The following is a 12002-nucleotide window of genomic DNA, read 5'->3' as shown; positions in this document are numbered from 1 at the left end:
CCCCGCCTGCAAAGGAAGGTTATAGTTCTTCAAGACCTTCTCTCGGCATTTTATCCGAATCCTGCTTCCCGCCTTTTATCTCCCCATGACCCAGCCCATCTACCAGCTCCGTATCATCGTCAATCGGTGACAAAATAATCATTGACCTGATGCTTTACCATATCCGGGATTTCGCCAACACAGAAAGAAAAATCTGGTCGTTACGGTTCAACAGGATTGAAAATCATTCTGGGGTCCGGTCCTAAGGTACCAGGCCAAACTATAAAAAATCAGGAAGAATCCTGGATCCAGTTTGGTTCGACAGCTCGGCACGATCTCCCAAAGGGGTTTATCAGGGTTTCATCGGGGGTGGCCAATACTTTTTTCCTTTTGTTAACGTTCACAAGAAACTGATAACTTCATCTACAAGTTCTGAAATATCCGAAGGTGGTGCTTCAATGATCTTGTTGCCTGGCAAATGCTTATGTTCTTTAAATTGTAGTTCTGGCTTGTGACGGGCATTGTCATATCGGAAGTGCAGGCTGCCATTTATGTCCTGGTATTGATATCCATAGCTGACCACCTCAATGCCGTACATTGCATCGATATATTCTTTGATATGAAGAGGCTTCCATCGACCAGGATGACGGTCACTTTCAGCAGCGCCTGCTTTCCTGCTCTTAATTCTTGATGAAAACTGATGGAGTCCGCGTATCCATAACGGTCAATTCTATCGATGGCTTCCCGAAATGCTTGTAAATATTCATGAAGGCTCATGTCTGATTCCGGTAATGACATCAATCCTGTTGATCATCGAAGTGGCCAGTTTATATTCTCCAGCCCACTCCACATACTCCATATCCTTTTCCTCCAGATCTTCAGCAGACCCTTCGATCATGAACCGTTCACTGTCAATACCGTACTTCTCTTCAAAATATTTCAAGCGTTTCTGAGACAGTTCAAGGCTATACTGCAATCTTGCCTTCTCAATGGCCAGTGCATCATTTAATATTTCCGCTGCCTTGTCAGGTTTGTCTGTCATCAATCGTATTTCATTCATACCTTCCTCCATCCGGATGAACCTGAAAAATTCAGGGATGTATTTTTCTCAGCTCAATGCCATTAATTCTTTTCTTTTTTTTAGCCACAGACGATAAGTCAGACGTTAAATACAGACTAAAGCATTTTTCCCCAGCGACATGCTGGGAGAAAAGGTTGTCACGCCTTTGGCAAGGACAGCTTTCCTGTGGAGAAGTCCTCCACAGGAAAATATCCTACGTCTGCCTTTCAAGTCTGTCTTTCCTGTCTGTGGCCAATGAATCTTCTTTCTTTTTTTTGCCACATACGATAAGACAGACGTTAAATACAGACTAAAACATTTTTTCCCGGCAACTTGCCGGTAAAAAAACATGTCATCTCTATGCGAGGCAAGCTTACCTGTGGAGAAGTCCTCCACAGAAAATTATCCCCCTTCTGCCTTTATAGTCTGTCTTTCAGGTCTGTGGCCATAAATTCTTTTCTTTTTTTAGCCACAGACGATAAGTCAGACGTTTAAGACAGACTAAAACATTTTTCTCCAGCGACATGCTGGGAGAAAAGGTTGTCGCGCCTTTGGCGAGGACAGCTTTCCTGTGGAGAAGTCCTCCACAGGAAAATATCCTACGTCTGCCTTTCAAGTCTGTCTTTCTTGTCTGTGGCCATTAATTTTTCCTGCCTTTCCTGTCTGTGGCAAACAATTCATTTATCACAGCATGTAGCGCTTGATCACAGCCTTGGGATATTCAAAGTTTACCAGCAGTCCCACCTTGAATCCGGTCGCCTTTAGATAGTTCAGCATCTGCGCCTCGTGTACACCACTCAACCCCCCTACCACCTTCAACTCCACAATGACTTGGTCTTCCACCACGATATCAGCAAAATACTCGCCAACCACCAAGTCTTTGTACCACACAGTAATGGAAACTTGGTTCTCAGCCCTCAACCCTCGCTTTTCAAGCTCAACCATCAGGGCTTGTTCATAGACCTTCTCCAGAAATCCGGCTCCAAGCACCTTGTTCACTTCATATATCGCCCCGTTAATGGCATATGTCAGCTCATTGACATCCATGCAAAACCTCTTTTTCTAACCACAGACGAGAATGGCAGATATGAAAGGTAGACGAAAAACTTTCCATCTCCCAAACCTCATAGAAAAACATTAAGCAGGACACCTTTCCAGTGGACTCCGTCGCCCACTGGAAATTTGCTTCAGTCTGTCCTACTCGTCTGTCTTTCCTGTCTGTGGCCAATAAATATTTTCTTTTTTTAGCCACCCGCCCCAGTAAAATCTGCTACGCAGCGCCGTAAGCGGCATTTCACGGGGTGAACTTCGCTAGACATTAAGTCAGACACTGAAGACAGACATAAGCATTTTTCTCCCAGCGACATGCTGGGAGAAAAGGTTGCCATTATTTGGCATTTTTTAGAGATGAAAGCATCAGGTTATCAGGCAGCAGCCATGTCACGGACATGTGGCATCTCGCGATCTCGGATAGGTCGGATTTTGTCAGCATCCAGGGTCTCAACTGACAATGTATTCCCGTCAAGTGCAATAAATTCGACCTCATAGGCCTTTGCATGCTTGTATACATGTACCACAACACCAACATCTCCAGCCACAAGGCCCGTAGAAGGTAAATCGACTGTCAAAACAGCATTCTCATGTTCTTTAATCATGGTGTATCTCCTTTTAGAGGATAAGCGGTAACAAGTCTCCATTCTTCAGTAGCAGATTCTCTGATCCATACTGTTCTTATACTGGGCATTGGTGAGCGTTTATTTGGAGTTTCGATGGGACCATCAACAGTATAGCGGATTCCGTATGGCGATTCAACAATGCTGGATACTGTCCCTATAACGGCTTGATTTTTAAGGGCTTGCGCCAATACCTCCCAATGTGAAGCTTTAAAGCCCATAGTCATAAAGAAAGCAGCTTTTCCTCGACTTTTTTCCTTGTTGAGCAGGTAATCAAGAATTTTTCGTTTTTCAACGTGCATTAGGTCTTTTTCTCATATCAAGACAAAAAATGAAAGGGTTCTACATCAATAGTATGATTTTTTACAATATTACAAAAGGTTGAGAGGTATCCTTCAGTTTTTCCTGAAAATTAAACTTGCCTCTCATTTCCAGCATCGATGAAACCCTGCTTCGCAGGAACGCTTCGCGTTGCTTGCCTTGTGAAATATTTACCCCATGAAATACTGCCCGTGGCAGTCCAGCTGTGCTGGATTTCATTGGGGGACGAAGTCTCAGCGGAGCGAATTTCACTGGGTTTCATCGGGGTGGCCATAAATTCTTTTCATATTTTAGCCACAGACGATAAGACAGACGTTTAATACAGACTAAAACATTTTTCACCCGGCAACTTGCCGGTAGAAAAATTGTCATCGCCTTTGGCGAGGCAAGTTTTCCTGTGGAGAAGTCCTCCACAGGAAATGATTTTCTCTTACGTCTGCCTTTCCCGTCTGCCTTTCCTGTCCGTGGCCAATAATACTTTTCTTATTTCAGCCACAGACGATAAGACAGACGTTTAATACAGACTAAAACATTTTTCACCCGGCGACTTGCCGGTAGAAAAAATTGTCATCGCCTTTGGCGAGGGAAGTTTTTCTGTGGAGAAGTCCTTCACAGAAAATGATAGTTCTTTTGTCTGCCTTTATAGTCCCTGCCCGGTTAAATAACGCTTCGCGTTCCAGCTACGCTGGATTTAACTGGGTGAACCTTTCTTGTCCGTGGCCAATAATACTTTTCTTATTTTAGCCACAGACGATAAGACAGACGTTTAATACAGACTAAAACACTTTTCACCCGGCAACTTGCCGGTAGAAAAAATTGTCATCGCCTTTGGCGAGGCAAGTTTTCCTGTGGAGAAGTCCTCCACAGGAAATGATTTTCTCTTACGTCTGCCTTTGACGTCTGCCTTTCTTGTCTGTGGCCAATAAACTCTTCCTCTTCCTGGCCCAAAACCGTCTGCCTCCCCCGTCCGTGGCCATTAAATCTTCTTTCTTCTTAAAAAATGATCACCTGCAGTCATCATCCCTTTTATGCAACTTGGTAGATGGCTGGACGATACATGGGAGAAGGTATTGGTTTTCCTTGAATTTTTGCAGATTCTATCCATAGTTTTTTCGCTATAAGAGCCTCTCTCAGTGCACTTTCAGGCGTTTCCCCGAACGCTGAACACGATTCGAGATCAGGAATATCAGCTATATATCCCTGATCTTCTTGTGAATAGAAAATATTAACATGATAATCAGACATTATTCTTTCTCCAAATGCAGGTTATGTTTTTCAATAAGTTTGACAAATTGTCTTACTTGATATGGTTTGGCTTCTCCTTTTACTTCCTGGAGATTAATCTGTTCAGGTATGTTCGGATGCACAAAAATGTGGTGGCTTCCTTCAGTTCTTCATAAACAAAATCCGAACCCTTTCACCAAGTTCACCATATCAGAAAACTTTACATTTCTGGATCCATTGATAATTTTTTTTAGAAGTTTCTTTTTCTGCATGAATCTTTTACAATACCTTTTTAATGAAAATCAAAAAAGCTGGCAAGAACAAGGAATGAGATAATTTCAAATTTATGCAGCAAGATGCTGAGAGAAAAGGTTGTCATGCCTTTGGCGAGGTAAGTTTTCCTGTGAAGAAGTCCTTCACAGGAAATGATTTTCTCTTCAGTCTGTCTTTATTGTCTGCCTTTCCTGTCCGTGGCCATTAATCTTTCCTTTCTTTTCTGCCTGTCTTTCCGGTCCAAGGCCAACAGTTCTTTTCTTATTTCAGCCACAGACGAAAAGTCAGACGTTAAATACAGACTAAAACATTTTTCACCCGGCGACTTGCCGGTAGAAAAAATTGTCATCGCCTTTGGCGAGGGAAGTTTTTCTGTGAAGAAGTCCTTCACAGGAAATGATTTTCTCTTCAGTCTGTCTTTATTGTCTGCCTTTCTTGTCCGTGGCCAATAATTCTTTTCTTCTCCTTCTTATCTGCGGTCCAAATCCTCTGCCCAGCATTTCTTATTTCTTCTTCCTGTCTCCCAACCTTGAACCATGAACCCTGAACGGTGAACGTATACTCGTCCCAGCACTTCTTCTATCTTCTTCCTGTCTCCCAACCTTGAACGTTGAACCCTGAACGGTGAACGATTACTCATCCCAGCATTTTTACCCCGGGAAATGCCGAAGGCCAGTGGAGCTGATTTCACCGGGGCGAGCATCCCGGTATTATCTTTGTATCCCCAGCATCCCAGAATTTCTTTCAATCCCCGTTGAATGATGCGTAAGCGTCTGCGGAGCTTACCCCCTTAAACTGGACATCCTTTGGGTGTTCATGTGGGGCTGGATTCAACTAGGGCCAGCACTCCAGCATTTCTGTCATGTGGAAGATGGTTTCCCTTTCAGAGGAAGAATTTCCTGGCCCACGTTAAGGGCTTGAAACTCGGGGTCCTTGTGCACCAGTACAGCCCCTTGAAGTACGGCACCGGCCGCTATCCAGGCATCGGCAAGAAACAGAGAGTTGGTTGCTTTGATTTCAGCGGCTTTACAAAGCAAATCAGGGGACTCATGAATCCATTCCATAGGCAAGACAAGGCACTGCTCATAGGCCAGCCATCCCTGACTCTCACCCTCATCACGCCAGACACGACAGAGAATCTCCATCAAGGTGATAAAGCAGCCAAAGCACTTTGCCTGCTTATGCTGTCCCATCCGCAAGATATCCGCCACGCGCTGCGCTCCAGGTTCGTCATCGCGCAATGTCAGAAGAGCCGATGTATCAAGCAGATATCGTTTCACTCCAAACCTCGGTCATAGGCGCGTTCCTCCAAAAGTCGCTTGGTTCCTCCGCCTTTCCCCTTGCCTCGAAAAGCGGTAATCGGGTCGTCCACAACCGGCACAACGCGAATGCCATCAGGCCCAACGAACCATTCAAGACGGTCAGAAGGTTTGAGATGAAACTTTCGCCTGATCTCAGCGGGCACGACTGTCTGCCCTCGTTCAGTAATTGTACTACGCATCAGCTCCTCCACGTGAATTACTTTTTAAGTATCAAAATATTTCATTGCTCGATAAGTGTAAAGACCCTAAAGATGCAGAATCAAAAATGCATTCAACAGCATTCCAGCATCCCAGCATTCCAGAATTGTCTTTATTATCCCGGCATTATGTTTTATCCTCGTATTTCTTCTATAAAATCTTTTCATCCTCCCCCATCAGCAGCCGGTCCACCACTTCCATGCCCTGGACAACAGAATGGTCCATGTTGGCCACTTCGTATTTCCAGGCCCCGAATCTGCCCCGAGAATATATATCTTTGCTCTCAAGCCATGGCTGGATAACGTTTAGAGCCTTGTCCCGCTCTAAGGTAGGAACTGGATAGCTGTGCTCGATATCAATGGTATAGACACTCTTAATCAGGTTTCTATCTTCAGGCCTTATCAATCCGGTATTGATAAAGCCCTGGATGGTCTGTTCAACTGCCAGTTCTTTGTCCACATGAGTGTCTTTTGGATAGGATATTTCACCCATCAGGGAAAAATTACTATTGATGTCCGGAACATTGTTATATGAATAATTGGAAAAGTAGGTCACCCGGTAGCAGGGGGACTTTTTTTCCGGAAAATACATCCAGCATTTTTTTGAAGCATCACTTCGTTCAAAACCTACCCCCACAACCAGTCCTTTATTGGCTACAAGCAAGCCGGCAGCATTTTGAACTTGTTCCGGTCTGTTTCTGATCTTTGAAACAAGGACATCCAAAGGCATGGTGGATATGAGTAGATCATAGCTCCTGGTACTTCCGTCTGAAAGCCGGGTCTGTTTTTTTTCAACATCAATCCATTCAATGGACTTATCATAATCAATATGATCCTCAAAACGCATGGCAGTATTGCGGAAAATTTCCCCAGTTCCTCCGTTTAATGGAAATTTGAACTTATTGTTGGGCCCCCAGCTCACATCGTCCTTTTCCAGGATCACGTTCTCCAGGACACGCTTGAAATCAACAATGGACACTCTCTCAGCAATCCAGTCCTTGGACATTTTTTCCAGAGGAGCAGCCCAGACTTTTTTGTTGTATGGGAGCATAAAATAGTCTGAAATTCCCTGTCCAAAAATTGACAGTATCCATTCTTTGAAATTTGCAGCGGAGCCATCCATGGCCTGGCTGGCTTCATACAGCCCCTCAAGGCACTCAAAAACCGCTTCTTTGGGCAGATGCCGAATATTGTTTTGAAAAGGGTAAGGAATCCAGCGATCCAGGATACGTATCCAGCTTTCACGCAGGTGTTCAAGATAGTCACTGCCCAAAGCCTGATCCACCAGTTTGTCAAAACGCTTGTAATGAGAAAATATTACGTGACCGCCCACATCCCAGGTAAAGCCCTGGTCATCCACAAAGCTTGCGGCCAGGCCTCCGGCATAAGAATTTTTTTCCACTATCCGCCAGTTTTTATAACCAAGCTCCTGAAGCCTGTACCCGGAGCCAAGGCCGGTGGGACCAGCGCCTATTATGAGTATTTGCTTATCCATTTTGTTCTTTAGCCCAGGGATGTTTTTTTAGAAAATCAACCACAGCCCCCTGGCTGATTATTTGCCCGGCCATTCTTTTTGTATACTTGTTCTGCAATTTATATCTGTTGGCTATGTGGTTATGATTATGCGGGCCGCCGCTTTTGCGGGTGTGCAAAACCTCTACACCGCCGTGAAATAGTACTTTCCAGCCTTTGAGGCGCATTCTTAAATGATGATCAACATCATCAAACTGGGTCGGGGAAAATTGGAGATCAAAATCCCCAACATCCCTGATTGCGTCAATCCGATAAAGGTTGGCACATCCCATGAGATAGTCGCGTTCTGAAACATTATCAAATTGACCATTATCTGTAACACTTGTCCAGATGGCAACATTATCAATCCAGTCTTCAGATTTGGTAAGAATTCCACCTGAGTGCTGAATGGTTTTGGGTTTGCCGATATTCAAGATTTTGGCACCAACAACACCGGCTTGGGGATTTTCTTTTAAAGCTGCAAGCATTTTTTTCAGCCAGTCAGGTTCCACCCTGATGTCATCATCAAAATAGGCAATGTATTCGCAGGTCTCATGTTCAGGCAAAGCCAGAAGCCAGTTTCGGGCCGCAGGCGCACCAATATTTACTGGCAGATTAATTATTTCCATGCCTGGAAACATTTTTTGGGGCAGGGCATCTAATATTTTAGAGGTGTGATCTGTGCTGCCGTTATTGAGCAGAAAAACCTTGTAGTTGTCATAATCTGTTTTTCTGAGGCTGGCCAAGGTTTGGCCGAGTTCGTCAGCTTTATTGAAGGTATAGAGGAGGACATGGATTCTGGGTTCTGTACTGAGAGAAGACATAACTTTTCCATTATTAAAGTGGTTGAGGTAGGGCTAATCAGCATTAAGCCATTTCATACGCTCTTCTGAGAGGAAGTTAAGCTGTTTATTAACTGCATGCTGATTAAATTTATGAAGGATTTTAATTGCATTTCCTTGAGAATTTCCTGCAAGTGTAATGTCCTTCTTGGCCTGATTGCCCATGGCCCTTAAATGACGAAATGAAATAAGACCATTGAAGATTATATCATAGCCCAACATTCTGATTCGAAGATGATGGTCAATATCTACATACTGGCAGGGGGAGAATCTGATATCAAATAACCCCACTTCATCAAACAAAATTTGACGATCATAAATATGCAGGCATCCGATTACATGGTCCACTTTATCTACATAATCAAATTGTCCATAGTCGATTTGGTCATCACCGTTGCTTAAATTTAGCTGGTCTGAAGAAAACCTGGTTATATTGCGTATTCCGCCGTGAATAACATCAGGCTTGCCAGGATTTAGGGCCTTGCCCCCAACAACTGCGCATCTGGGAAAGGCCTTGGCCGTCTGAACCATTCTGGTCAGCCAGTCTGGAGGTACTTCTACCAGGTCGTCATCACCAATAGCGATATAATCAGCCCCGGAATGGTCATATTTAGTCAACAGCCAGTTATGTCCAGCTGGTCGTCCAATGTTGGTAGGAAATTTTTCAATTTTGACCTTGATATGCTCTGGAAAGGCCTTAACAGCTTCCTGTACAATATCCCATGTACGGTCTTCAGAGCCATTATCAGCAATGTAAACTGCATAGTTTCTGTAATCAGTTGCTGCCAGCTGCTGCAAGGCATTTTCTACATACTCCTCCCTGTTGTGAGACAGTATAAGAAGGTGAACCCTTGGCTCACTGTTAAGGGGTTTATTAATTTTTTTCCAAGCGCCTGCGGTTTTAATACGCAGCCTTTTCTGATCATTGTCTTTTATATTTGATGCTGATTCTGCTGCAAGATCGGGCTTGTTCTGGGAAAAATAAATTGATGATGCCAGGTAAGGCAAAATTTCGTGATTTGGATTTTTTGCAGCCAGCTCAACAAGCATGCTGTGCTTGCCGAAGTTGTATAGTTTAATCAATTCTTCCACAGAAGGGACCAAGAGATTCTCTGTGGTGCTTATAGGTTCTGGCGCAAAAGAATCGTCCTTAATGCTTCTGGCAAGCTCAATGTAGTGCTTATATTTTTTCTGGTTTCCCTGTTTTAAGTAATGATCAGCAAGATTCTGGTATGATTCTTTATTGTTTGTAGGCATAAGATGTCTCTTCTATCTGCAATAAACTACAGTTTCATATATGGTATATTCTGGTGGGTGATGACCAAGAAATATTTCATTGTAGCCCATATCTGCAAGGCGCAGGGGGATTTCCCATAAGTGGATGCCATGGTGGTAAGCACTGACCATCATTTTGGGTTTGAGGGTTTTTATTGTTGATTCGCCACCAGCCAAAGCTTCAAGTTCAGCGCCTTCAACATCCATTTTTATTAAATCCGGTGCTAATCCTGTCCTTTTGCAATATGTATCAATATCAATCACTTTAATTGAATTTGAAGAGTTTTCAACAATGCGGGAAGACTGACTTGCACTGTCAAAGGATAAAGTAGCGCTCTTGCTCCATAGTCCCAGAGGCACAGCTTTGAACTTTCGATCCAGCTTGTTGGCATAAAGATTATGTTCAAGAATTTTGAAATTTTCTTTGTCAGGCTCAAAGCAAACCCCTTTGATTTTACCTTGCAGGGTCCTGGAAAAATCCAGAACCGTATCACCGGTAAATGCTCCTCCATCCAGAAGGAAATCTCCGTGAACCGGGCTGACTTCAGGGTGATGATATTGACGATATGCTGAACATTTAATCAACCTTGGGTCCATGGTAATTCTAAATTTGAGCATCATGGTTAACACATTACGCGATTCATCATCAGCAAGAAGATCATACAGTTTTGCTATTGAATCCATGTTTTCAGTTATGAGATCCCGGTCAAGCATTTGAGCTCCACGCCAGGATTCGTGAGTGATATCAATGATGTTGTTAATTCGTTTCCATCCGGAAACCCCGGTTGCGCAAGAGCTATAGTCTGCTAAAAGATTTATACTGGGGTTAATATCCCCTTAGCTCAGGCCGGGTAACACGTTCTATGAAAAAATATACCGTAAAGCTAATTTTTCGACGTACTACTCCCTGGGAGTGAGCTTTGTCACCTCTGGGTTTACTAAGCAGTGGCCAGAATCTGGAGATTGAAGGCAACCACGCTGGACCAGACGTACTGCTTGAAGCCCTCCCAGCCTCTCCAGGTGCAGCGGTCCAGACCAAAGGCCCGCTTCATGGCGGAGATGATGGCTTCTATCCCGGCCCTGAAGTTGCGAAGCTTTTTGTATACATAAGAGCTTTTGACCATATCCAGGATGTTCAGGTTGCGTTTCTTGGCAAAGCAGACATCCTTGACTCCCGCTTCTTTGGCTTTGTTTAAGCCATCTTGGGAGGCAAAACCTCCGTCCATGGATATTTGTCTGGGGGTCTTTTCAAGGATCTGCTTTTGACGATCCACGATTTCCCCAACAAGAGTGGAATCATTCGGGTTACCTCTTGGCATCATACAGTCCAGGACAAGGCCGCTTTTTCCAGTAGTCAGATAGACTTTGTGTCCGAAGTAGGTGTCTCTTCTGTCTTTTACTATGATGTCGCTGTGGGGTTCAAAGAAAGAAGTCAGCTTTTCATCAGCAGGAACATGTTCCTTGTTGATTACCCGGCGTATGGTTTGATCCATGACTTTGTGCAGCATTTTCAGGTTGTATTCAAGCTGCTCTTTGAGATGTTCGGCCAGAAGCTTTTTTTCGATGTCTGGATCATTGTATGCTTCAAGCCGGGCATGAGCCTGGTCGGCGTAATGCGCGACATTGTCGGCCAATCTCAGTAGTTTCTTGTAGGGTTTTGTCTTCTTGTTCTGCTTTGCGTGCATAATTTCCATGACTCTCTTTTTGGCAGCCCGGTTATGGTCTGTGAATATGAGCCCCGGACAGAGTTCATTTATTTGGCCCAGGATTCTGGTAATGACTCTGATGCCGTCCTGCAAAAGGGTTGAGTCTAAAGGCTCATGGATATTGGTATCCACAACCGTGGCGTCTGTTCTGGTCATATTTCCTGTCTCGATCTTTGTATCAAGGCTGTACATGACCAGAGCTTTATTGATCTTTTCCCATGTGTCTTCAGATATGGACTTTATGTTTGCCTGTAGAGATGATTTGCTTGGCTTTTGATTGTAGTTCAGCTTGGCAAATGCTCTCATGGCCTGAGAATCTGACAAATGAAATTCCAGGCGTTCATAGGTGAAGTTCATCAGCATTTTGAGAACAGCGCATCTCAGTACCTGGTTAGCATTCAATCCATTGCGGCCAACTGTATGATCTTTGTCCGCAGCTATGTCGATAAATATGTTGTTGAGCACTTGCTTATTCTCAGACAATATGACAGATATTTTTCCGAGCTGTTTACCAAGTTTATTATTCGGCATCAGGTGAAAGAGATTAGGCTGATTTTCAAATATTTTTCGCACTTTTTGCATGCCTCCTTTCTGGCTTTTACAGTATAATCGCCTGCT

At 43.9% G+C, this 12002-nt stretch carries 16 protein-coding genes; 1 reads left to right on the top strand and 15 read right to left on the bottom strand.

Features of this window, described 5'->3' with window-relative positions; translation table 11 throughout:
• Nucleotides 1-19: 19 nt before the first annotated feature.
• The 7 genes from LZ23_RS25300 to LZ23_RS06145 form a co-directional block, all read right to left on the bottom strand.
• Entirely contained in the window at nucleotides 20-142 is a 123-nt protein-coding gene (locus tag LZ23_RS25300; protein ID WP_269745164.1) for a hypothetical protein, read from the bottom strand.
• A gap of 237 nt (nucleotides 143-379) precedes the next feature.
• Nucleotides 380-577 carry a toxin-antitoxin system TumE family protein gene (locus LZ23_RS24945; protein ID WP_232300426.1) on the bottom strand — a complete coding sequence of 66 codons (198 nt, stop codon included), beginning with the start codon at nucleotides 575-577 and terminating at the stop codon, nucleotides 380-382.
• A 165-nt stretch (nucleotides 578-742) separates the two neighbouring features.
• Nucleotides 743-1039: a hypothetical protein gene (locus LZ23_RS06170; protein ID WP_045212498.1), complete on the bottom strand. Its 297-nt coding sequence runs from the start codon at nucleotides 1037-1039 to the stop codon at nucleotides 743-745.
• Nucleotides 1040-1723: 684 nt separating this feature from the next.
• Complete coding sequence (locus tag LZ23_RS06160) at nucleotides 1724-2086, bottom strand: GxxExxY protein (RefSeq protein ID WP_045212495.1); 363 nt, start codon at nucleotides 2084-2086, stop codon at nucleotides 1724-1726.
• 377 nt (nucleotides 2087-2463) lie between these two features.
• On the bottom strand, nucleotides 2464-2694 hold the full coding sequence (locus tag LZ23_RS06155) for a DUF4926 domain-containing protein (RefSeq protein WP_045212494.1): 231 nt from the start codon (nucleotides 2692-2694) through the stop codon (nucleotides 2464-2466).
• Nucleotides 2691-3014, bottom strand: a complete 324-nt coding sequence (locus LZ23_RS06150; RefSeq protein ID WP_045212492.1) for a DUF6883 domain-containing protein — start codon at nucleotides 3012-3014, stop codon at nucleotides 2691-2693. The genes LZ23_RS06155 and LZ23_RS06150 overlap by 4 nt, the downstream gene beginning before the upstream one ends.
• A 1045-nt stretch (nucleotides 3015-4059) precedes the next feature.
• Nucleotides 4060-4278, bottom strand: coding sequence for a type II toxin-antitoxin system HicB family antitoxin (locus LZ23_RS06145; RefSeq protein ID WP_045212491.1), 219 nt, complete (start codon nucleotides 4276-4278; stop codon nucleotides 4060-4062).
• A gap of 404 nt (nucleotides 4279-4682) precedes the next feature.
• Here LZ23_RS06145 and LZ23_RS06135 point away from each other — a divergent pair, with 404 nt between their 5' ends.
• Nucleotides 4683-4982 (top strand): hypothetical protein, encoded by a 300-nt coding sequence (locus LZ23_RS06135; RefSeq protein WP_045212489.1) that lies wholly within the window; start codon nucleotides 4683-4685, stop codon nucleotides 4980-4982.
• A 17-nt stretch (nucleotides 4983-4999) separates the two neighbouring features.
• Here the strand turns inward: LZ23_RS06135 and LZ23_RS06130 are convergent, their stop codons facing one another.
• The 8 genes from LZ23_RS06130 to LZ23_RS06095 all read right to left on the bottom strand — a co-directional run bounded on the left by LZ23_RS06130 (nucleotide 5000) and on the right by LZ23_RS06095 (nucleotide 11957).
• Nucleotides 5000-5278: a hypothetical protein gene (locus LZ23_RS06130; RefSeq protein WP_045212488.1), complete on the bottom strand. Its 279-nt coding sequence runs from the start codon at nucleotides 5276-5278 to the stop codon at nucleotides 5000-5002.
• 112 nt (nucleotides 5279-5390) lie between these two features.
• Nucleotides 5391-5810 (bottom strand): PIN domain-containing protein, encoded by a 420-nt coding sequence (locus LZ23_RS06125; protein WP_045212486.1) that lies wholly within the window; start codon nucleotides 5808-5810, stop codon nucleotides 5391-5393.
• Nucleotides 5807-6031: an AbrB/MazE/SpoVT family DNA-binding domain-containing protein gene (locus LZ23_RS06120; RefSeq protein ID WP_045212484.1), complete on the bottom strand. Its 225-nt coding sequence runs from the start codon at nucleotides 6029-6031 to the stop codon at nucleotides 5807-5809. Before LZ23_RS06120 ends, LZ23_RS06125 begins: the two co-directional genes overlap by 4 nt.
• Before the next feature lie 169 nt (nucleotides 6032-6200).
• Complete coding sequence (locus tag LZ23_RS06115) at nucleotides 6201-7544, bottom strand: protoporphyrinogen/coproporphyrinogen oxidase (RefSeq protein WP_045212483.1); 1344 nt, start codon at nucleotides 7542-7544, stop codon at nucleotides 6201-6203.
• Nucleotides 7537-8385, bottom strand: coding sequence for a glycosyltransferase family 2 protein (locus tag LZ23_RS06110; protein WP_052507152.1), 849 nt, complete (start codon nucleotides 8383-8385; stop codon nucleotides 7537-7539). The genes LZ23_RS06115 and LZ23_RS06110 overlap by 8 nt, the downstream gene beginning before the upstream one ends.
• A 33-nt stretch (nucleotides 8386-8418) precedes the next feature.
• Complete coding sequence (locus LZ23_RS06105; protein WP_045212481.1) at nucleotides 8419-9660, bottom strand: glycosyltransferase family 2 protein; 1242 nt, start codon at nucleotides 9658-9660, stop codon at nucleotides 8419-8421.
• A 12-nt stretch (nucleotides 9661-9672) separates the two neighbouring features.
• The gene (locus tag LZ23_RS06100) at nucleotides 9673-10392 is read right to left on the bottom strand and encodes an FkbM family methyltransferase (protein WP_045212479.1); all 720 of its coding nucleotides are present in this window, start codon (nucleotides 10390-10392) and stop codon (nucleotides 9673-9675) included.
• A gap of 224 nt (nucleotides 10393-10616) precedes the next feature.
• Nucleotides 10617-11957: an ISNCY family transposase gene (locus LZ23_RS06095; RefSeq protein ID WP_084590909.1), complete on the bottom strand. Its 1341-nt coding sequence runs from the start codon at nucleotides 11955-11957 to the stop codon at nucleotides 10617-10619.
• Nucleotides 11958-12002 lie beyond the last annotated feature (45 nt).

This window comes from Desulfonatronovibrio magnus, from assembly GCF_000934755.1.
Classification (GTDB): Bacteria; Desulfobacterota; Desulfovibrionia; order Desulfovibrionales; family Desulfonatronovibrionaceae; genus Desulfonatronovibrio; species Desulfonatronovibrio magnus.
Note: the sequence above shows the minus strand (reverse complement) of the source record. Positions and strands in the feature narration are given on the sequence as shown.